The organism is Microbacterium sp. NPDC089320 (assembly GCF_040684875.1).
Classification (GTDB): Bacteria; Actinomycetota; Actinomycetes; order Actinomycetales; family Microbacteriaceae; genus Microbacterium.
The window spans coordinates 784,848-806,364 of record NZ_JBFBGY010000002.1; the positions used below are offsets into that span (position 1 = coordinate 784,848).

At 67.3% G+C, this 21,517-nt stretch carries 18 protein-coding genes; 8 read left to right on the top strand and 10 right to left on the bottom strand.

What is annotated here, in order from left to right; all coding sequences use genetic code 11:
- Positions 1-9 precede the first annotated feature (9 nt).
- Genes AB0N61_RS08360 through rfbA form a run of 4 tightly spaced genes read right to left on the bottom strand, consistent with a single transcriptional unit; the run spans position 10 to position 5,438 of the window.
- Positions 10-2,154, bottom strand: a complete 2,145-nt coding sequence (locus AB0N61_RS08360; RefSeq protein WP_363363079.1) for an acyltransferase family protein — start codon at positions 2,152-2,154, stop codon at positions 10-12.
- Complete coding sequence (rfbD, locus tag AB0N61_RS08365) at positions 2,151-3,566, bottom strand: dTDP-4-dehydrorhamnose reductase (RefSeq protein ID WP_363363081.1); 1,416 nt, start codon at positions 3,564-3,566, stop codon at positions 2,151-2,153. The genes AB0N61_RS08360 and rfbD overlap by 4 nt, the downstream gene beginning before the upstream one ends.
- A gap of 4 nt (positions 3,567-3,570) precedes the next feature.
- Positions 3,571-4,569, bottom strand: a complete 999-nt coding sequence (gene rfbB / locus AB0N61_RS08370) for a dTDP-glucose 4,6-dehydratase (RefSeq protein ID WP_363363083.1) — start codon at positions 4,567-4,569, stop codon at positions 3,571-3,573.
- Complete coding sequence (gene rfbA, locus AB0N61_RS08375; RefSeq protein ID WP_363363085.1) at positions 4,569-5,438, bottom strand: glucose-1-phosphate thymidylyltransferase RfbA; 870 nt, start codon at positions 5,436-5,438, stop codon at positions 4,569-4,571. Before rfbA ends, rfbB begins: the two co-directional genes overlap by 1 nt.
- 104 nt (positions 5,439-5,542) lie before the next feature.
- Here rfbA and AB0N61_RS08380 point away from each other — a divergent pair, with 104 nt between their 5' ends.
- Genes AB0N61_RS08380 through AB0N61_RS08395 form a run of 4 tightly spaced genes read left to right on the top strand, consistent with a single transcriptional unit; the run spans position 5,543 to position 9,960 of the window.
- Positions 5,543-7,828 (top strand): hypothetical protein, encoded by a 2,286-nt coding sequence (locus AB0N61_RS08380; protein WP_363363087.1) that lies wholly within the window; start codon positions 5,543-5,545, stop codon positions 7,826-7,828.
- 37 nt (positions 7,829-7,865) lie between these two features.
- Complete coding sequence (locus tag AB0N61_RS08385) at positions 7,866-8,621, top strand: glycosyltransferase family 2 protein (RefSeq protein ID WP_167944970.1); 756 nt, start codon at positions 7,866-7,868, stop codon at positions 8,619-8,621.
- Positions 8,618-9,016, top strand: a complete 399-nt coding sequence (locus AB0N61_RS08390; RefSeq protein ID WP_167944972.1) for a DUF2304 domain-containing protein — start codon at positions 8,618-8,620, stop codon at positions 9,014-9,016. Before AB0N61_RS08385 ends, AB0N61_RS08390 begins: the two co-directional genes overlap by 4 nt.
- Complete coding sequence (locus AB0N61_RS08395; protein ID WP_363363089.1) at positions 9,013-9,960, top strand: glycosyltransferase; 948 nt, start codon at positions 9,013-9,015, stop codon at positions 9,958-9,960. Before AB0N61_RS08390 ends, AB0N61_RS08395 begins: the two co-directional genes overlap by 4 nt.
- A gap of 7 nt (positions 9,961-9,967) precedes the next feature.
- On the opposite strand, the gene AB0N61_RS08400 is transcribed toward AB0N61_RS08395, so the two are convergent.
- A complete protein-coding gene (locus AB0N61_RS08400) occupies positions 9,968-10,969 on the bottom strand; it encodes a glycosyltransferase (protein ID WP_363363091.1) in 1,002 nt (333 codons plus the stop codon).
- 110 nt (positions 10,970-11,079) lie between these two features.
- On the opposite strand from AB0N61_RS08400, the gene AB0N61_RS08405 reads away from it, so the two are divergent.
- Both AB0N61_RS08405 and AB0N61_RS08410 read left to right on the top strand, forming a co-directional pair.
- On the top strand, positions 11,080-12,345 hold the full coding sequence (locus AB0N61_RS08405) for a hypothetical protein (RefSeq protein WP_363363092.1): 1,266 nt from the start codon (positions 11,080-11,082) through the stop codon (positions 12,343-12,345).
- Entirely contained in the window at positions 12,342-13,109 is a 768-nt protein-coding gene (locus AB0N61_RS08410) for a glycosyltransferase (protein ID WP_363363094.1), read from the top strand. Before AB0N61_RS08405 ends, AB0N61_RS08410 begins: the two co-directional genes overlap by 4 nt.
- 34 nt (positions 13,110-13,143) lie before the next feature.
- On the opposite strand, the gene AB0N61_RS08415 is transcribed toward AB0N61_RS08410, so the two are convergent.
- Genes AB0N61_RS08415 through AB0N61_RS08430 form a run of 4 tightly spaced genes read right to left on the bottom strand, consistent with a single transcriptional unit; the run spans position 13,144 to position 18,549 of the window.
- The gene (locus tag AB0N61_RS08415; protein WP_363363096.1) at positions 13,144-14,034 is read right to left on the bottom strand and encodes a glycosyltransferase; all 891 of its coding nucleotides are present in this window, start codon (positions 14,032-14,034) and stop codon (positions 13,144-13,146) included.
- Positions 14,034-15,971, bottom strand: a complete 1,938-nt coding sequence (locus tag AB0N61_RS08420; RefSeq protein WP_363363098.1) for a DUF6541 family protein — start codon at positions 15,969-15,971, stop codon at positions 14,034-14,036. Before AB0N61_RS08420 ends, AB0N61_RS08415 begins: the two co-directional genes overlap by 1 nt.
- Positions 15,968-16,867, bottom strand: coding sequence for a glycosyltransferase family 2 protein (locus AB0N61_RS08425; RefSeq protein ID WP_363363100.1), 900 nt, complete (start codon positions 16,865-16,867; stop codon positions 15,968-15,970). The genes AB0N61_RS08420 and AB0N61_RS08425 overlap by 4 nt, the downstream gene beginning before the upstream one ends.
- Complete coding sequence (locus AB0N61_RS08430; protein WP_363363102.1) at positions 16,864-18,549, bottom strand: glycosyltransferase; 1,686 nt, start codon at positions 18,547-18,549, stop codon at positions 16,864-16,866. The genes AB0N61_RS08425 and AB0N61_RS08430 overlap by 4 nt, the downstream gene beginning before the upstream one ends.
- Positions 18,550-18,780: 231 nt before the next feature.
- Between AB0N61_RS08430 and AB0N61_RS08435 the strand changes: the two genes are divergently transcribed.
- Both AB0N61_RS08435 and AB0N61_RS08440 read left to right on the top strand, forming a co-directional pair.
- A complete protein-coding gene (locus AB0N61_RS08435; RefSeq protein WP_167945268.1) occupies positions 18,781-19,614 on the top strand; it encodes an ABC transporter permease in 834 nt (277 codons plus the stop codon).
- Positions 19,598-20,341: an ABC transporter ATP-binding protein gene (locus tag AB0N61_RS08440; protein WP_363363104.1), complete on the top strand. Its 744-nt coding sequence runs from the start codon at positions 19,598-19,600 to the stop codon at positions 20,339-20,341. Before AB0N61_RS08435 ends, AB0N61_RS08440 begins: the two co-directional genes overlap by 17 nt.
- Before the next feature lie 41 nt (positions 20,342-20,382).
- Here the strand turns inward: AB0N61_RS08440 and AB0N61_RS08445 are convergent, their stop codons facing one another.
- Positions 20,383-21,456, bottom strand: coding sequence for a glycosyltransferase (locus AB0N61_RS08445; protein WP_363363105.1), 1,074 nt, complete (start codon positions 21,454-21,456; stop codon positions 20,383-20,385).
- Positions 21,457-21,517: the final 61 nt, after the last annotated feature.

Genomic DNA, 21,517 nt, shown 5'->3' on the forward strand with positions numbered 1-21,517 from the left:
TCTGTCAGCCTAGCCGCCCGCGGCGAGCAGTCGCTCGGCCGCTGCCTCGATCTCGCTTCCGAGCAGTCTGGAGTATTCGAGATTCAAGTGGTCCGCGTCGTAGTAGACGGGCATGCCGCCCACCACCGCGTAGCACGAGGCTGCGTCGCAGAATCGATCGGTCAGATCCAGCACGCTGATCGACGGGGACCTCGCCGCCGCACCCGCGACGACCATGGGGTCGACGGGGTGCGCCTCGCCTCGAGGACGTGCGCACGCCTGCGGCTCTTGGGCATTGTGCAGCACGCAGTCGGGGTTTCGCACCTCGGCGTTGAACGGAGGGTCGGCGAGGGCGAGCACCTTGATCCCCTCGTCGCTCCAGCGCGTCCAGTACCTCAGCAACCCGTCCGACATCTGATCGATCTGCGGCCGGTCGCTCCCGTCGTCCACCAGCTGGAGTCGCGACGCCATCGCGGTGATGACCAGGTCAGGGTCCTCCTCCGCGACCGTGTCGGCGAGGTCGCTCGACCACTCGCGACACCGCTCGACATCGGCGGCGCCCCACGCGCTGCGGAACCCGATGAACTCGACGTCGGCCACGGGGCACCCGCCGTAGAAACTCGTGTCGACGATCCAGCCCTTCTCCTCGGCGATGTCGAACACGGCTCCCTGCCACTGCTGGGCGTGGGAATCGCCGATCAGCCAGACTCTCGTCGGATCCTCGACTCCGCGCGAGAAGTCGCACTCGTGCGTGGTCTTGAGGTCGCCGAAGGTGAGGATCGGCAGGAACTCGCCGCACTCCTTCGGCGTGTAGAAGTACTCGTTCTTCTTCGTCATCATCGAATAGTCCGCGGCCCCGAAAGGGTCGACGCACTCGGCCCCCGGAGCGAGCGCCGCAGGCCCCTCGCATGCCGACGCGACGACGTCCTCGGGCGGGCTGTCGGCGGCGACGCGCGCGGAGTAGGACGCGAGGACGCCGGCCACGAGCGCCGCGATCACCAGCATCCCGGTGACCATGAGCCCGAATGCACGGCGCGACGAACCCCGCCAGTACCCCCAGGTCTGTCCTGCGTCCTCGACGAACCGCTTCGTCAACGCGGCCAGCACCAGCGAGATGGCGAGCACCGCGACCTTCGAGAGCGTGGTCGCTTCCCCGCCGATGATGAACGGGGCCACGACGATGAGCGGCCAGTGCCACAGATAGAGCGAATACGAGATCCCGCCGACCCACTGCACGGGTCTCAGAGCGGTCGCCCTCGCATGCCAGAGAGACGCATGCGCGTTTCCGGCGAGGATCACGGCTGCGGTGCCGAGAACCGGTACCAGCGCGGCGTACCCCGGAAAAGAGGTCGCATGATCATAGAAGAAGGCGGCCGCGATGATGAGGCCGAACCCGAGAAGGCTGACGATGTCGGCGGCGGCGCGTCCGAGCGGGATCCGACTGCCCCACAGCGCGACCGCCCCGCCGACGGCGAACTCCCATCCGCGCGTGAACGTCGCGAAGTACGCCTGAGGCGGAGCCACGACCGTATAGACGATGCTGGCGATGAAGGAGGCGACCCCGACCGCCGCGACGACTGCGATGAGTGCGGTGGCGGTCCGGGTTCTGACTCGGCGCCTCGTGTCCGGTCGTCCGGTGCGCCGCGACACGGCGAGGGCGGCGACGAGCAGCACGGGCCAGACGATGTAGAACTGCTCCTCGACCGACAGCGACCAGTAGTGCTGAACGACGCTCGCCGCGTCGTTGAGCGCCGAGTAGTTGACGGACATCGACGCCAGGAACCAGTTCTCGACGTATCCCGCACTCGCAGCGACCTCCCACGCGCCCCGTTCCCACCTCGGGTACGGCAGGAAGAGGACGAGCAGGGCGAGGGACACGGCCAGCACGAGCAGTGCCGCGGGGAGGAGCCGTCGGATCCTTCGCGCGTAGAACGCGCCGAGCCGCACTCCCCCGGTCCGTGTCATCTCCCCGACGAGGTGTCCCGTGATCAGGAAGCCCGAGATCACGAAGAAGACATCGACCCCCACGTACCCGCCGGAAAGACGCACCGGCCAGAGGTGGTTGATGACCACGAGGCCGATCGCCACGGCGCGAAGCGCCTGGATATCGGTTCGGAACACCCGCGCCTTCGATGCCGCGGTCGGAGCATCGACGCTCCGCAACGACACGGTCACGACGCGAGATACTCCCGGAGGAGTTCGTCGCCGTCACGAGGCGTGAAGCCGATGCTCTGCACTCGCCTCAGATCGAGCACGCTGTTGGCCGGGCGCGGAGCGACGGGCGTGGTCGCCGCGGCGAAGTACTCGGCCGTCGAGACACCCGTGACTCGGGCTGCATCATGGCCGACGAGCTCGAACACCCGGCGGGCGATGTCGGCCCAGGTCACGGTGTCGCCCTCGGATGTGAGGTTGTAGACCCCGAACGCCGGACGCGTCTCGACGAGGGTGCGGATGAGACGCGCGATCTCGGTCGCGAAGGTCAGCCTGCCCCGCTGGTCGTCGACGACCTGGGGGTCGACGCCCTTGGCGGCCAGAGACGCCATGGTGCTGACGAAGTTGCCACCGCTCCCGATCACCCAGGAGGTGCGGATGATGTAGTGGCGAGGGGCCGTGGAGACCGCGAGATCGCCGGCCGCCTTCGTCTGACCATAGACGCCGAGCGGGCTCACCGCGTCGCTCTCCGTGTACGGTCGGTCGGCTGACCCGTCGAAGACGTAATCGCTCGACACGTGCACGAGGGTTATCCCGTGCTCGGCGGCGATGCGGGCCAGAGCCGCAGGCCCCGCAGCGTTGACGGTCCACGCATCGCGCCTGCCCTCGGGCGTCTCGGCACGATCGACCGCCGTGTACGCGGCCGCGTTGATGATCGTGTCGTAGTCGCGCCAGCGGCGCGCATCCGCCAGAGTCGCCGACCCCAGGTCGAAATCGGCGCGAGTCGTGAATTCGACGCTCTGGACGCCCTCGAACTCGGCCCGCAGTGCAGTCCCGAGCTGGCCGCCCGCGCCGACCACCAGGGTCTTCCTCGGGGCGACGGGCTCGACCTCCGCGAGACGCGGATGCGCGAGGTCCTTCGCAGACACCTCCGCCTCTGCGAGCGGGATCGGCCACTCGATCGCGGCGGTCTCGTCTGCGAGGTTCAGGAACGAATAGGTGGCATCCGGCGACCAGTGGTCGTTCACGAGGTAGGTGTACGCGGTATCGCGCTCAAGGGTCTGATACGAGTTGCCGACTCCCCGCGGGACGAAGATCGCCTTCGAGGGGTCGAGCTCCGCGGTGAAGACCGCCCCGAAGGTCGGGCCCTCACGCAGATCGACCCAGGCCCCGAAGATCCGGCCCGTCGCGATCGACACCCATTTGTCCCACGGCTCCGCATGGATCCCGCGGGTCGTGCCGACGGCATCGTTGAACGAGACGTTGTTCTGCACCGGGCCGAAATCGGCGAGCCCGAGTGCGGTCATCTTCTCGCGCTGCCAGTTCTCCTTGAACCATCCCCGCGAATCGCCGTGGACGGGCAGATCGTAGATCTCGAGCCCGGGGATCGTCGTCTCGGTGCGACTCAGGGGCTTGCCGAAGTCGATCTCGCTCACCGGGTCACTGTCCCTTCGAGGCGTAGAAGGCCTCGGTCTGGTCCTTCGACGCCGCCCACCACGACTCGTTGTCGCGGTACCACTGGATGGTCGCCGCGAGTCCGGACTCGAAGTCCGCGAACTCCGGCTTCCAGCCCAGCTCCGTGCGCAGCTTGGTGGAATCGATCGCGTAGCGCAGGTCGTGACCGGCGCGATCGGTGACGTGGTCGTACGCGTCCCGCGGCTGGCCCATCTCTTCGAGGATGAGCTCGACGACGTCCTTGTTGTTGCGCTCGCCGTCGGCACCGATCAGGTAGGTCTCGCCGATGCGCCCCTTCTCCAGGATCGTGAGCACGGCGGACGAGTGATCGTTGGCGTGGATCCAGTCCCGGACGTTCTCGCCGGCACCGTAGAGCTTGGGACGGATGCCGCGGATGACGTTGGTGATCTGCCGCGGGATGAACTTCTCGACGTGCTGGTACGGGCCGTAGTTGTTGGAGCAGTTCGAGATCGTCGCCTGCACGCCGAACGAGCGCACCCAGGCGCGCACGAGCAGGTCGCTGCCGGCCTTGGTCGACGAGTACGGCGACGACGGGTTGTACGGGGTCTGCTCGGTGAACCGCTCGGGATCGTCGAGCTCGAGGTCGCCGTAGACCTCGTCGGTCGAGATGTGGTGGAACCGCGTCTCATGGCGACGCGCGGCTTCGAGCAGCGTGTAGGTGCCGATGATGTTCGTGTCCAGGAACGGACGCGGGCTGTGCAGCGAGTTGTCGTTGTGCGACTCCGCCGCATAGTGCACGACCGCATCCGCCTCGGCGGTCAGCGTGTCGACGAGCTCGGCGTCGGTGATGTCGCCGTGCACGAACCGCACGCGGTCTTCGGGGAGCCCCGCAAGCGAGGCCCGGTTGCCGGCGTACGTCAACGCGTCGAGAACCGTGACCGCGTGATCGGTGTTGTCGACCGCATAGTGGACGAAGTTGGATCCGATGAAACCGGCGCCTCCGGTGACGAGGATGTTCGACATCAACGACCTCTTTCCAGGGTCTCGAGCAGGTAGGTGCCGTAGCCGGACTTCACGAGCTTCGTGGCCCGGTCTCGGAGTTCGTCGTCGGAGAGGAAGCCCTGTCGCCAGGCGACCTCCTCGGGGACGCCGATGCGCAGACCCGTGCGACGCTCCATGGTGCGCACGTAGTCGCCGGCATCCGACATCTGATCGAAGGTCCCGGTGTCGAGCCACGCCGTACCGCGCGGGAGGACCTCGACCTGGAGTCCGCCCCGTTCGAGATAGGCGCGGTTGATGTCGGTGATCTCGTACTCGCCGCGTGCGCTGGGCTCGAGTGACCGGGCGATCTCGACGACGTCGTTGTCGTAGAAGTAGAGACCGGGGACGGCGTAGTTGCTCTTGGGCTGCGCGGGCTTCTCCTCGAGAGAGACGGCACGACCGTCGGCATCGAACTCGACGACTCCATAGGCGTTCGGCTCCGCCACCCAGTACGCGAACACGGCGCCGCCTTCGACGTCGGTATACCGCTTGAGCTGCGTACCGAGGCCCGGACCGTAGAGCAGATTGTCGCCGAGCACGAGGGCGACCTTGTCGTCGCCGATGAAGTCCGCGCCGATGACGAAGGCCTGTGCCAGGCCGTCCGGCGAGGGCTGCTGGGCGAAGGTGAGGTTCACCCCGAACTGCGAGCCGTCTCCGAGCAGCCGCTCGAACTGCTCGGCGTCGTGCGGCGTGGTGATGATCAGGATGTCCCGGATCCCCGCGAGCATCAGCGTCGACAGCGGGTAGTAGACCATCGGCTTGTCGTACACGGGAATGAGCTGCTTGGAGATGCCGATCGTGATCGGGTGCAGTCGAGTTCCGGAGCCGCCAGCGAGAATAATGCCTTTCACCCCCATATCGTGCCACATCCCAGCTGGGACTCAGAAAGGCACGATTTACTTACGTCACATCGTTCACACTGGCATCGTCTGTGCATTTCCGTCACAATGAGCAGGTGACCGGCTCAAAATCCCCCCATCTGCTCGGCCTCATCGCCAGTGCAGCGGCTGTCGTCTTCGCCGCATCCCTGCTCGTGGCGACGCCGGCAAGCGCCGTCTCGTCAACTTCCCGCGGCGCTGTGTCGACTGCTGCGGCAGCGATGACGTCCTCGACGGCCGTGACGGGGTCAGCGGACACCAGCATCCGCGATACGGCGAACCTCGCGCAGTTCAAGCCGGGCAACATCATCTCCGACAGCGTGTTCTTCCAGAGCGACACCATGTCCGCCGGCCAGATCGACTCGTTCTTCCGCGGGAAGGTGGCGTCGTGCCGCAGCGGATACGTCTGCCTCAAGGACTACCGCCAGAACACGCCCAACCGCCCGGCGGACAGCTATTGCCGTGGCTATTCCGGAGCGCCGAACGAATCGGCGGCGACGATCATCGCTCGGGTCGCACAGTCCTGTGGCATCAACCCGCGGGTGCTCATCGTGATGCTCGAGAAGGAGCAGAGCCTCGTCACGCACACGTGGCCCAGCACCTGGCGCTACGACATGGCTCTCGGTCAGGGCTGCCCCGACACCGCGGCGTGCGATCCGGCATACGCAGGCTTCTTCTACCAGATCTACGGTGCGGCCAGGCAGATGCAGATCTACGCCGAGGGCCGGTGGTTCACCTACTACGCGCCGGGGAAGACCTGGAACATCCTCTACCACCCCAACCGGGCATGCGGATCGGCTCCTGTCCGCGTCGAGAACAAGGCGACCGCCGCTCTGTACTACTACACGCCCTACCAGCCGAACCGCGCGGCGCTCAACGCCGGATACGGCACCGGCGACGGGTGCTCCAGCTACGGCAACCGCAACTTCTACCAGCTCTTCACCGACTGGTTCGGCAGCACGCAGACGACGGGGGGTGCTCCGGCCACCCTCGCGCAGGTTCCGGGTCGCGCGGAGATCTACCTCGTGCAGTCCGGCATGCGCCACCATGTCGTCGCGGCGGAGGATCTCGTCGCTCTGCGGTCGAGGCTCGGCGGCGCGGTGTCCGTGTCGGCGTCGTACCTCGACCCGATGCCCGAGGGCAAGCCGGTCACGCGATACGTGCATGACCCCCGGACGGGAACGCTGTATCTCCTGGAACCGGACGGCACCCGGCATCGTTTCGTCGACGCGGCGCAGGTCGCCCTGTTCGGCTACTCGTTCAGCTCGTACGTCAACCTCAGCGGCGCCACCGCGGACCGGTTCTCCGAGGGCGCCCCCGTCGGCTCGTTCTTCCGCTCGGGATCGGATCCCGAGGTCTACCTGTATCAGAGCGGTGTGCGCAGGCACGTCGCGAACCAGCAGACGTGGCTCGAGGTCTCCAAGGGCACGTCGGGATACGTCGCCTCGATGAAGCCCTCCGCGGCTGCGGCGATCGGCAACGGCCTCCTCGTCATCAAGGCGAACAGCCTCATCCGCGCCGCGGACTCGAACGACATCTTCCTCACCCTCCTCGGCGACCGCCTGCTGCACGTGCCCAGCACCGCGCTCGCCGGTGAGTTCGGCGCCACGAGTCTCACCGTCGTGCCACGCAGCTCGGTCGCAGCGAACCCCAAGGTCGGGTCGACACTCACTCCGATCGTCTCGTGCGGCAGCACCAACCTGCTCGGCGCCGGCGGCAAGGCGTATCCGGTGTCGGGTACCCAGTTCGGTGGTATCAAGCCGATCAAGCTCGGCGCCGGAGAATGCGGCGCGATGCCCCGGGCGAATACGACCGTCTCGGCACCCCTGTTCGTGCAGCCCCAAGGTGCACCTGAGATCTATGTCGTCTCGGATGGCACCCTTCGGCATGTGCAGTCCCCCGCCGCTCTGCTGGACCTCAACGGGTCCAGGCCGTTGACGGTGCTCCCCTGGTCGCCGGCCACCGTCCGATGGTTCGGCACGGGTGCTGCGAATCTCCCCGACAAGTCCTTCGTGCGCTTCACCGGGCGCGACGAGATCTACCGGTACGAGAACGGGGTGCTGCGTCACGTTCGCAGCATCAAGACTCTGCTCCAGCTGAACGGCGGAACTGCGCCGCGGGAACAGGTGCTCCCGGGTGAACAGCTCTCGCGGTTCAAGATCGGGTCGCCGCTGCTCACCAGCGGAACCGACTTCGTGCAGTTCACCGGCGCCCCGGAGATCTACCTCTACGAGAACGGCAAGCTCAGGCATGTGACGTCGATCGGTGTTCTGCTCCGACTCGGCGGGGGGCGCGCACCCGCTGTGCTCCAGCTCGCCCCCGCATTCAAGGGCGACTACTCGATCGGCACCCCGATCACGTGATCGTCGCGTTCAGCCGATCGGATAGGATCGGTGGACTATGAGCTTGTCGTCGGACCGTGTCCTCGTGATCGTCCCCGCATGGAACGAGGCCCGCAACGTCGGACGCACCGTGCACGAGATCCGGGCCGCGAGCGCCGACTTCGATCTGCTCGTCGTCGACGACGGATCCACCGATGACACGGGCGCCGTCGCACGAGACGCGGGCGCGACGGTGGTCTCGCTCCCCTTCAATCTCGGCGTCGGCGGAGCCATGCGCACCGGCTTCACCTACGCGAAGCGCCACGGCTACACCCGCGCGATCCAGGTGGACGCCGACGGTCAGCACAATCCGGTGGACATCGCTCGGGTCCTCAGCGGTCTCGACACCGCGGACATCTCGATCGGCGCTCGTTTCGCGGACGTCGGCGACTATGCGGTGCGCGGCCCGCGCCACTGGGCGATGGTGTTCCTGGCGAAGACCGTGTCCAGGGTCGCCAAGACCCGTCTCACCGACGTGACGAGTGGCTTCCGCGCCGCCAACAGCAGAGCCATCGACCAGTACGTCCGCTATTACCCCGCTGAGTACCTCGGCGACACGATCGACTCCCTCGTCGCCGCGTGCCACGCCGGATTGACGGTGACGCAGGTGCCGGTGGCCATGCGGCCGCGCGTGCACGGAACCCCGAGCCAGGGCCCGATCGGAGCATCGATCTATCTGCTGCGTTCGGTGTTCACCCTCGGTCTGGCGATGCTGCGACGCACGGGTTCGACGAATCGATCGACGCCTGTCGGCGAACCGGAGGTGGCACGATGATCGTCATCGTCGGGATCGCTCTCGCACTCGTCATCCTCGCTCTCGTGTTCTGGATGCTCCTGACGCGACGCCTCCGCGAGAAGTACGCGGTGATGTGGATCGTCATCGCGCTGAGCGTCCTGCTGCTCGGGATCTTCCCGCAGCTCCTGCTGTGGGCGACATCGCTCCTCGGCGTGCAGGTGCCCGCCAATCTGCTGTTCGCCCTCGCGATCACCCTTCTCCTCGGCGTTGCGCTGCACCTCTCGTGGGAGCTCTCCCAGGCGGAGGACGAGATCCGCCGCGTCGCGGAGGAGGCAGCGCTCTCACGCGCCGAAGTCGACAGACTGGACCGCCGCATCGCCGCTCTGGAAGCGCAGAACCGCGGCCGCGACGCCGACAGCACTCCCCCGGCATGACGTCCGGAGCCCGCAGCGGCGTCGTCTGGGCGGTCGTCACGGTGCATCGCCCCTCGCAGGTGCCTCCGCTTCTCGCCCAGCTCGCACCCCAGGTGACCGGGATCGTCGTGGTCGACGACGGCAGCGGCCCGGAGTTCGATGCGATCCGCGCGGACATCGCATCGACCGGAGCACGCGTCATCGCGTTGGAGAGCAACAGCGGCATCGGCGCCGCACTGAATCATGGCATCCGCTGCGCCCTCGACGCCGGTGCGAGCGCCGTCGTGACGTTCGACCAGGACTCCACGATCTCCTCCGGCTTCGTCGCGGCTCTCGTCGCCGCGCACGATCATGCCCGCGAGAACGGTGTGCCCGCCGGGCCCGTCGTTCCGGAATTCTTCGCCGACGTCTCGCAGGCCGGGCCTTCGACCGCACACGGGGTCGTCTCGGCCGCGCACGCGATCCAGTCGGGCATGTACCTTCCGGCGGAGGTGATCGAACGAGTCGGCCTGATGGACGAGTCACTGTTCATCGACCTCGTGGACACGGACTTCGAGCTCCGCTGCCTCGACGCCGTTCTCCCGTGCATCGTCGCCCCCGGCCTGAGGCTGCCGCACCGCCTGGGTGCGCGCTACCGCATCCCGGGCCCGCTGGGTGCGCTGCTGCCCACCCTCACCCTGAGCACGCCGTTCCGGTACTACTACAGGGCGCGGAATCGAATCGTCGTGGGACGACGTCATCCGCGGCATCGTGCGCGGCTGCGCCGTGACGCGCGAGCCGACTACGCGTACTTCCTGATCGCGTGGATGCTGGCGAGACCTCGCTCGACCATGCGGAAGCTGCTCGTCGCCGGTTTCCGCGACGGACGCGCCGAGCGCCTGGGCAGGATGAGCCCGGAGCTCGCGGCTGACTCCGCCCGCGTCGCGTGGCGCGCGCGCCCCGTGGCCGACACGCACTCGGCCTGACGGGCGCCTAGGGTGCCACGGTCGGCCTGCGCCGACGGCCCCGGATCAGCCACCCCGCCGCCCAGCTCGCGACGTAGGCGATGACGAAGGGCGTCGGCACGACACCCGCGCGGCGGACTCGACGCAGCATGCCCAGAGTCGCGGGGAGCCGTCTGCGTGCGCCGAAGAGTCGATCCATCTCGATCGCACCTTCTGCGAGGGGATCCCGCTCAGCGAGTGTCTGCGCCATGAGCTGGCGCCATCCGACGTAGATCCAGAACAGCATCCGCGTCATTGCGGCCGGTGAGGCAGCCCCCTCGTATCGCACGGCGAAGGAGACGGCATTGCCCCACGCCCTGCGCAGGGTCGCGATCGGGCCGAGGCGCAACCTGCTCGGATCGCCGAACACGTTGGCCGAGTGCTGCACGTAGTCCTGAACGACGTCGTCGATGATACGACCGCCGCCCTGCGCCATCCCGACGACGGCGAGCCAGTGGTCATGCGCGACGGTGTGGGAGGAGAGCCGCGGAAACGGCAACGCCGTCGTCAGCAGGTCGCGGCGAAAGACGCACAGCGAGCCGGTGAACTGGTTCACGATCATCGTGGAGGCGGGGTCGAGCTGCCGTCGCTCGGTGAATCCGAGCACGTCCTCTCCGGGATGCGAGACCAGCCGCGCCTGTCCGGAGACGATCGCGGATTCCGTCAGGTATGGAAGCAGCGTCGCGAGCTTGTCGGGGTACCAGAAGTCGTCCTGGTCGCTCAGCGCGACCCACTCGGCCTCCGCGGGCACCGCCGCGAGACCGCGCTCGAAGTTCAGATAGAAGCCGAGGCGACTGCCGTCTGCGACGATGCGGAAGCGCTCGTCTCCGGCGGCGACCTCGGCCACGACCTCCTCGACGGTCTGGGCTTCTCCATCCACGGAGATGATGCACTCCCAGTCGGTCACGGTCTGGTCGCGTATGGAGGCCAGTTGGCGGGTGAACAGTTCTCTGGAGGGTCGATAGGCGGCGAGCACGATGACACCTACCATGAGACCCTGACCTTCCGTTCACGCCGACTCCAGTAGTCTAGGCTCGCACGCGTTCACGTCCGCGCCATCCCGAATGGTGTCGGGCCGCAATGGTCCGAGGAGTCCCATCGATGAAGGTTCTGTTGTCACGCTTCGCGGGCTTCAGCGCCGTTCCTCTGATCTCCTTCATCGCCCCGCTGTTCCTGCTGCCGATCATCCCGAACGTCTTCGGGTTGGCCGCGTGGGGCTCTGTGGGCACCGCTCAGGCCGTGGGGACCGTCTGCGCGATCGTCGCAGGCTTCGGCTGGAACATCTCCGGCGGCGCGCGCATCGCGCTGAGCGCTGACGACGCCGCCCGACGCCGGATCTATGGCGATTCCTTCTGGTGCCGCGGCCTGCTCGTCGTCACGGCCGGACTCGTCGGGGCTGCGCTCAGCTCGGCCCTGGTCCCCGCAGAGTTCCGGCTCGTCGCAGCCCTGGTCACGCTGGCGACCACCGCTGCGGCCATGACCGTGGTCTGGTATGCGGTGGGCGTCGGGGATGCACGGGTGGTCCTGCTGTTCGAGACCGTCCCGGTGAGTCTCAGCGTCGCCCTCGCGATACCGCTCCTCCTGCTCACGGAGCAGCTGCTGTGGTACCCGGTCCTGACTCTGATCGGCTTCCTCGCCGGTCCGCTGCTCCTGAACCTCCGCCTCTATCGACGGCCCGTGCCGCCGTTCGCCGGCAGGCGGATCCTGCGCGCATACCGCGCGAACGTCTCGGTCGCCGCGGCGGAGACCATCGGTGGAACGTACACCTCTGCGCCCATCCCGCTCGCGCAGGGGCTCCTCGGAGCCACGGCCAGTGGTCAGGCAACCTCGGCGGACAAGTTCTTCCGCATCGCGCTGTTCGCCATCACCGTGCTGTCGAACACTCTTCAGAAGTGGGTGCTGGAGGTCTCCTATGAGCACGGACGCGGGCGCCGCCATCTCGTGGCGTTCGGGCTCCACACCGCGCTCGCCCTCATCGGCGGCACAGCATTGACGCTGCTCGGCCCGGTGTTCTCCGCATTGCTGTTCGGCGCGGAGGCGACGCCGGAGATCGCCGTCTTCCTCGGTTTCGGCGCCACGTTCGCTCTGACGAGCCTGACCACCCCCTTCATCCGCAACGTTCTGGTGCCGGCGGGCCTCAATCGCTACGTGCTCTACGGCACGCTCGGCGCCGCCCTCGTCGGGGTACCGCTGATGATCTGGGCATCCCAGTGGGGTCTCAGCGGGATCATCGGCGGCCTCGCCGCCTCAGAGCTCGTGATCCTCGCCGTCGTCGGAGTGGCGGGAACGCATCATCTGCTCGCGGAGAGGCGTGCGGCCTTCGCCCTGGTCGCACCCTCCGCGACTTCTGAGGGAGGGGTCGCATGAGTGAGTCCGTGAGCGTGTGCATGGCGACGTACAACGGCGCCGGATATCTGCGCGAGCAGCTCGACTCGATCCTCGCGGAACTGCGGCCCGAAGACGAGGTCGTCATCGTCGACGACGCGAGCACAGACGGCACCGTCGCCCTCCTCGAGACCTACCGCGATGCGCGCGTGACGGTGCACAGGAACCCGCAGAACCTCGGTTACGTCAAGACGTTCGAACGCGCACTCACGCTGGCCGACCGCGACGTCGTCTTCCTCTCCGACCAGGACGACGAGTGGGTTCCCGGACGCCGTGACCTGCTGGTCAATGCTCTCCGCGACCGCTCGATCGCCGCCGGTGACCTCGTGCTGCTCCCTGACGACTCGCCACTGCGCTCGCCGCTCACGGGACGCCCCTGGCACCTCGCTCCGCTGCCCTCCGGCGGATCCCTCGCGAACGAACTGCGTCTGCTTGCGGGCGATGCGCCCTACTACGGCTGTGCCATGGCGCTCCGACGTGAAGCCAAGGAACTGATCCTGCCTTTTCCGGACTTCCTGGTCGAGTCCCATGACCTGTGGATCGCGACGGTCGGCAACACCGCTCGCGAACTCGCACACGTGCCGAGCCCTGTGCTGCGACGTCGGCTGCACGAGGCCAATGCCTCGGCGCCGAGACCGCGGGGTCTCCGCAAAGCCCTGCAGTCGCGGTGGATGCTCCTTCGCGCCTGGCGCGAGGCAACGCGTCGCATCGCGGCGGTGCGACGCGCCACCGGCTCCGCGGCCTAGCCGCCTGCCGAGACGGCTCGCCCCCTCGAGGCGCTCAGCGAGGATCGAAGACGTGGGCCAGGGCCGACTTCACGCCCCGCGCGGTGCCGTGCCTCACGACGAGGGGCAGCGCAGCGATGCCGTGGAAGCGTGACATCAGACGCACCCGCGCGGTTCGCGCGGTGCGGCGCCACCCTCGCTCAGCGGCCGAGCGACGCGCGACGCGGTAGTACCGGCGCTCGTCGAGGAAACGGCTGCCGTCGAGCAGGGTCTTCTGAGAGGCGCTCGCCAGGTGACGGCGATAGGAGAACGCCAGCGGCGGCGTGTACGCCAGCGTGCCCCCGTCGAAGGCGATGTCCATGAGCAGCGCGAGATCCTGGATGACGGGGAGGTCATCGGTGAAGTCGATCCGGCGGAGCGTCTCGACCCGCAGCGACAGCGACGGCCAGTACAGCCAGTTGCCCCGGATCAGCGTCGTGGCCATGTCGGGGCCGCTGAACACGGTCACGTCCCGCCCCTTCGGGGTGAGGAGGCGCTGCTTGATCCGATCGACGAGGGGCAGCACGACCGTGCCGTGTTCGTCGATGACCTGGACCCCCGGCTGAATCACGTCGGCATGAGGAACGGCGTGCGCCGCCGCGCGGACGACCGCCACATAATTCGGATGCAGGAGGTCGTCGCAGCCGAGGATCGTGACGAAGTCCCCGGACGCACGCCGCACGGACTCCCGGAAGTTCTCCGTGATCCCGACGTTGTGCTCGTTCCGGGTGTAGCTGATCCGCTCGTCGGTCTCTTCACGGAAGTGCGCGGCGACTGACTCGTCGGGATAGCAGTCGTCGACGATGGTCAGCCGCCAGTCGGGGTCCGTCTGGGCGCGCACCGATTCGACGGTCTCGTAGAGCTGTTCAGGGTCGCCCCAGAACGGCACGAAGATCTCGTACGTCATCAGCCGAGTCCGCACGAGACGATCTTGTAGAGCTTCGCATCGCCGCGCTGCTCGACGAGCTCGACGTAGGGCGAGCTGTCGAGGTCCTCGAGACCCGAGTAGTCGCCGTCGTTCTCCTGGAAGTCACCGTCGGCACTGAAGTCGAGGACGTAGGCGACCCCGGTGTCCTCGAGCGCCTCGCACACCTGCGCAGAGTCGCCATCGGTGTTCAGCCTCGTGTTGATCGTCTCGGCGTCGTCGGTGAGGTCCATCAGGAGATGCGGCATCAGGACGCGCCGCCCGCTCACGCCATAGGCGAAGGACGCTCCCGTCCACGGGTCTCCCGCGATGACGGCGTCCTCGGGCACGAGCTCGTCGAGATCCTCCATGAGATCGAGCTCGTCCGGAGAGACGATCGGACCGCCCGGTCGCAGCTCGTAGGTGAACTCGATGTCTGCGGCCGCCTGCCGGATCGCGGCGTTCTGGGTCACCCCCACGAGGGCGATCACGACGACCGCGATCAGGACGATCGGCAGACGCTCGGAGAACCGCCGCACCGGCGCGAGCAGTCGCTGCCGCAGCAGCCACGTGACCAGCACGATTCCGCCGAGCGCTGCGAGCGGAAGGACTCCGATCGCCCAGAATGCGGCGATACGTGGCGGGTTGTTGTACCACGGGGCCGTGAACCAGAACCGCAGCGTCTCGTACGGCGATGCCGACACGATGATGTAGAGCACAGCCGAGATGACGGCCATCGCGAGGATCGACCACCGCGCGTAGGTGCCTCGGCGGATCACGCTGTAGGCGCCGATCGCCATCAGCGCGGTGATCCCGAGGGAACTCGGGTAGCCGTACACGCCTGCCGCCACGACCTCGCCGACGGAGTCGGGCACGGTGTTGATTATCGGCCAGTAAATCTGGCTCCCCGGGGGACGCACGACCTGCAGGAGGATCACGCCGACGGCCGCATAGGCGACCAGCACCCCGATCGCGACCAGGCGCGGGCGCCCGGGGGTCCTCATCCGATGCAGGAGCCTGGCGAGGACGAAGGGCACCGTGAGCGCGACGACCGCCATAAGAGCGCCGGGATGCGCGACACCCAGGCCCGGCACGACGAGCACCAGCAGCAGTGCCCAGTCCTGGCGGCGCGACACCGTCCCCGGCCTGAGCAGCCACCACGCGGCGACGATCGCCGCGGGTGCCACGGCGAGGCCCAGGAACAGCGGGTAGAGCACTCCGTAGTGAAGGAGCAGGAAGGGGAAGGCGGGGAACGCGGCGGCCAGCGCGCCCGCGATCACCGTCATGATCTGGTTGCGGCCCAGGAGCTCCCGCACGAGGAACACCGCGCCGATGGGCCAGACGATCGCGGCCACGACGATGATCATGGCGTTGGTCGCGAGAGGCACGGAGGCTCCGCTGACAGCGACCACGATCGAGACGAGCGCGTGCCAACCGGACGGGTAGAAGGGGACGCCGGCCGGAGACGTCATACTGCCCAGCCACAGCGGCGATGCGTTCCCGGTGTCCAGGACGTACTGCACGGCGTTCAGATGGAAGAAGTTGTCGTAGCGCTGCGAGAAGAACTCCGGGTCGTGCATGCTCCTGACGAGCACGAACCCGATCAGCACAGCGGGGACCGCGATGGAGATGATGATCGCGACCAGCTGCCTCGCGTTTGCTCGCGAGCGCGGGCGCGCCGGGACTCCGACGTGCCTCGACCAGAAGAATGCGGCGACCGACGCGACCGCGGTGAGGACGAGGACGGGCAGGATGCTCCACCGGATCCCCACGAACGGCGCGGCGATGGCGGCGACCGCGACCAGGGAGACGCTGAGCGCGGGGGCCAGCGCGAGGAGTCGCAGGCCGCGCAGGCGGAGGAGGAAGCCGAGCAGCAGTCCCGGGAGGAAGAGAAGTGCGCCGGTGACGAACAGGGCGGGCAGGATGGAGACCCAGCTCACGCCGCCTCCGCCTCCGGGTAGCGGACCTTCGGATTGAAGGTGATGCCCTTCACCCACTTGCCGAGCAGCTTCGCGCGCAGATCCAGGGGGACGCGGCCGCGGTGCAGGCTGACGAAGAGCCGCGCTCCGAACTCCAGGAAGTACAGCACACCGCGGTGGTGAAGCTGCCAGGAGGCCTCGTTGCGCACGCCATACGCGAACTTCCACAGGCTCTTGCGATCGACCATCGCGAAGTTCACGCCCCGGTTGTCGCCCATGTCATGGACGACAACACTGTCGAGCACCTGTACGCCGGGGCACCGAGCGGTGAGGCGAAGCGTGTACTCGCGGTCGTCGAACCAGATGAAGTACTCGGAATAGGGCAGTCCGTACTCTGCGATGGCCCAGCGCGGAATGAGCACGGAGACGAACGAGCACGCCGTCACCATGACATTCTTCTGCCCCTTGACGAGCAGACGGCCCCAGTCCCAGGTGGTCACGGGGTTGTTCATCTCGCAGATGCTGCCGTCGGTGAACTCCACGACCGAACACGCGAACGGCACGTCGCCGCCGAGCTCCCGGACCGCACCGTCGAAACCGGCGATGAGGCTCGCCAGAGCGTCAGGCTTCGGATAGCAGTCGTCGTCCATGATCCAGACGTGGTCCGCGCCCGAGGCGTAGCCGCGCAGCATCCCCTCGGAGAAACCGCCTGCTCCTCCCGAGTTGGTGGCCATGGTCACGACGTCGAGAGGAACCGAGGTCTCGAGTGCCGCGAGGTACTCCGCCGTGCCGTCGTTCGACGCGTTGTCGATCACGAACAGCGTCTCGACAGGGTGCGTCTGCGCCTCGATCGAGGCGATCACCGTCTTGAGCTTCTCGAGCCTGTTGAACGTGACGACCACTGCAGCGACACTCACCACGAGCCCACCTCTTTCTTGAACCATGAACTCGCGGACTGCTGGGACAGCAGCTTCTTCTCGGCTTTGCGCTCCGTGCGCCACAGCGCCTCCCTCGCCTCTTCGTCATCGACGAGCGGCGCCACGGCGTCGGCGAGCCGGCGCGCGGCGAGGCGCGCATATCGCGGAACAAGAGCCGACTCGGGGATGATGTCGCCCTGTGCGCCGACGTCCGTCGAGATCACCGGCACTCCGTGCGCGATCGCCTCGAGGGTCGTGAGCGTGAGTCCCTCGTTGTGGGACGCGACCACCAGCACGTGAGCTTCGTCGAGGGTGTCGGAGACCGGGGTGTCCGAGGTGCGGCGGATGATGTCCTCCCCCAGCCCCTCGTTCTTGATGATGTCATCGACCCAGCTCGACAGTTCGCCGCCGCCGTGGAGGATGAAACGCAGCGCGTGCCCCTGGCTCTTCAACCGACGAGCCATCGTGATGAACACCTCCGGCGCCTTCTGGCGCGCCATCCGTCCGACGAAGGCGACAGTGAACGGCTCGCCGGGAGTACGCGCACGGAAGACCGCATCCTTCGGCTTCACAGTGAGGCCGCCGAGCGGCGCCATGACCACGCGGTCGGCCGGGATGTGCTGCACATCGGTCATCCAGCGGGCGAGACTCGGCGAGATGACGTGATGCGTCGTGATCGATCGCGACGCGATCGCACTGCTCAGGGGGTAACCGCCGCCGGTGTACTCGACGATGTGAGTGCTGTCGATGATGGGGATCCCCGGCCGCGATGCGGCGATCCATGCGACCCGGTCGTAGAGCCACTGATTGTGGTGGATCACCACGCCGCGCACATCGAACGTGCGCAGCAGCGAACGCAGCAGCGGCTCGACGCCGGCGGTCTGCGAGGTGACGGTGGGCTCCGAGAACGGGATCAGCATCGCGCCGTCGAGCTCGGGCCGCGTGACCCACGGCTGGTGCGAGTCGCGGTTGGTGAGCACGATCGGGAGGAAGCCGGCCTCGCGCACCAGACGCACCGTCTCGAAGGCCCAGAGCTCAGCCCCGCCCAGCTCGAACCAGTGGAGTCCGATGATCACGGCCTTCTGCGCACCGTCGAGAACCGGCCCCGCGGGGACGATCACGTCGTCCTCGTGCGCGCCACCCGGACGGAATTCCGCCTCGTAGTCGCGGGGCTCGATGGCCGTCGTGAGCTTGCGACGGAATCTCAGCAGCGAGAGGTCGCGCGCGTCGTCGTAGAGCAGAGGCGCACGCGACTTCACACCGCGAGCGACCCGTCCGATCAGCCCGGGGCGCTGCGGGCGGTAGGGGTCGGAGTCGAGCACGTCGTCGGATGAGACGTGCAGATGCCTGGTCGGCGACGCCACGAGTCGAGCAGAGGCGGCCTCCGTGTGCTCGGGCTCGCGATCCTCGACGGCGACGGAGCTGACGATCTCGAAGCTGTCGATGCGGTGGCGATTGTTCCTCGACAGCCCGTCGAACGTGCTGTCGTCGGTCAGCCGAGGCGTCGTCTCGACCGAGCCGTCGTAGAGGTGGATCCGCAACCTGCGCTGCGGCGCCATGAGCGCGTGGAAGTTCAGCGCACCGACGAGAAGGCGACGTTCACGCTCCGACAGATCGGCGCCCGTCTGCGGGTCCTCGAAGCGGAAGAGCGCAGGCTGATCGAGAGCTTTGAGTGGTGTCACGGATACAGTTTGCTTTCGGATCGACGGACGCACGAGACCTCCGCGATCCTATCAGCGGCACAGCCTCCGACCCTGGGTTGCGCCTGAGCCGTGCGTGGGGACGCATCCCCATCGATCTGCCAGGGACACGGCGCGGAGGATCGTATGATTGCTCTCGGTGCGCCCGAGACCGTCGGCGCCTCGGAAGGTGGAATCGCGGTGCAACAGGCTCGCACAGCCGACGACCAGAGAATGACGACTCCTGGCGCGAATCGAGGTCTCTTCGAGGTCTTCCGGCAACGGCATCTCCTCTCCCTCATCGTTCGCAAAGAAGTCCAGATCCGGTACCGAGGCTCCATCTTCGGCTGGCTGTGGTCGTACGTGAAGCCACTCGTGCAGTTCGTGGTCTTCTTCGTCGCGATCGGCGTGTTCCTCGGCCTGAACGACCGCGTCGACTACTTCCCGATCTATCTGCTCTCGGGCATCACCGTGGTGACCTTCTTCAACGAGGCCTTCTCCAACGGCACCAGGTCGCTGGTGGACAACGCGGCGCTCATCAAGAAGATCTACCTGCCTCGCGAGATGTTCCCGATCGCCAGCATGATGATCGCGGCCGTGAACACCGTGCCCCAGATCATCGTCGTGATCGCCATCTCGCTGTTCTTCGGGTGGGCGCCCACCTTCGCCTCGCTCGGCGCCATCCTTCTCGCACTCATCATCATCGCCGTCCTCGCGAGTGGTCTCGGACTCTTCTTCGGCTCGATCAACGTGACGTTCCGCGACGCGCAGAGCTTCGTCGAGATCATCGTGATGGTCGCGATCTGGGCCTCCCCCGTGATGTACGAGTGGACCCAGGTCGCCAACGTCGTGCCCGAATGGCTCTTCGTCCTCTACCGACTGAATCCCATCACCGCCGCCGTCGAGCTCTTCCACTACGGAGTCTGGTTCCCCCTCGGACCGGATGCCTCCCCGCTTCCGGACGTGTGGATGTACGGGCTCATCGCACTCGTGACGTCACTCATCGCGCTGGTCATCGGCCAGCTCGTCTTCCGCCGACTGGAGGGCCGTTTTGCCCAAGATCTCTGATGCGCAGACTCTCCCGCGGATCATCATCGACGACGTCCACAAGACCTTCAAGCTCCGGCACACGCACTCGATCAAGGAGACCGCTCTCGCCGCGATCCGCCGCAAGCCGCTGACGACGGACTTCCATGCCCTCGACGGCGTGTCCTTCGACATCCAGCAGGGCGAATCCGTCGCTCTTCTCGGATTCAACGGATCCGGCAAGTCGACGATGCTCAAGCTGATCTCCGGCGTCCTCGAACCGGATGCCGGCACCGTGCTCACCCGCGGTCGTGTCGCCGGTCTCATCGAGGTCGGCGCGGGGTTCCACCCGGATCTCTCCGGCCGCGAGAACATCTTCCTCAATGCCGCGATCCTCGGCATGAGCAAGAAGGAGACCGAGGCTCGATACGACGAGATCGTCGCGTTCAGCGAGATCGAGCAGTTCATCGACACCGAGGTGAAGCACTATTCGTCCGGCATGTTCCTCCGGCTCGCCTTCTCGGTCGCGATCCACACCGAGATGGACGTCCTGCTGATCGACGAGATCCTCTCGGTCGGCGACGAGCCGTTCCAGAAGAAGTGCCTGGCCCGTGTCCGTGAACTGCACGCTCAGGGCAAGACGCTCGTCGTGGTCAGCCACGATCTCAACATGGTCTCGAACCTGTGCGACCGCGGCATCCTGCTCCAGAAGGGCAAGGTGCGCTTCGAGGGTCCCAGCGCGGAGGCCGTCGAGGTCATGCGCTCCTGAACCGGTCCGGCACCGGGGCGCCACGCGCACGGATCAGCGGATCAGAGATCCGCGTGGAGTCCCCACACGCGCTCCGCCGCACCCAGCCACGAGAACGATCTCGACCGATCGGCCCCGAGGACGCTCAGGCGTCGGGCACCGTCACCGACCGCGTCGACCACGGCTTCGGCGATGTCGGTCGACGCGACGACCGCTCCCCCGTCGGCGATGACGTCATGATGGGCTCCGCTGTCGACCGCCACGACAGGCACCCCAAGGGTCATCGCCTCGACAGCACGCCATGGCCAGGCGGCGTGCGGGTTCGTGGCGACCATCGCCGACGCACCGGCGAAGACCGCCGCCCGGTCGTCGGTCGACAGGGTTCCACGGATGTGCGCCCTGGCTTGAGGCAGCCCCGCCGCCGCCGCGACGTCGGCCAGTCGAGGTTCCGAACCTTCCGGAGCGTCGAGCACGACGGCATCCCTGCCCGACGCGACAGCTGCCCGGAACCCGTGCTCCAGCGAGTGCGCGGAGCCGGTGAGCACCACATACCCTTCCGTCAACGACAGCGCGGCTCGTCGCGCTCGCGCATCGAGCGGCATCACCAGGCCCGACGGAGCGGCTCCCGGAATGACGCGGATCCGGCCGCTCAGCTTCGCGATCTCCGCCAGCCTTGCGCCGACCGCGTGGGACGGAACCACGACGGCATCCGCATGCTTGACGGCTCTCTTCACCATCGCCCGCTGCCAGGCGACCACGGCCTTGGGGAGGGAATCCGGCTCTTCCCACGCCTGCAGATCCCACAGCGTGACGGTGGTCTGATCCAGATCGTGCAGGCGGTCGTGACGTACCAGCGGTGCCATGAGGGTCGGCGAGTGGATGAGTCCTCCGCCCACACCGGGGACGATGCCCAACTGCCACGACGCGGCGAGCTCGCGTCGCCCGAGCGACAGTCTGCGCACCTCTGACAGCCCCGGAATACGCACGTCGACCCCCGCCGGAACGATGGCCTCGACGTCGCACCCCGCGGGGGCGGTCGCGATCAGGGCAACCGTGAGATCGGACGCCGCAGACGCGTGGTCCGCGTGCACGGCATGCGTCAGCTGATCCAGAACAACACGCAGCCGAGCACCCATGCGTCAACAGTAATCGCCCACCCGCCGCGAACCTGGGAGCAGCACCGGGCGAGACGGGGAT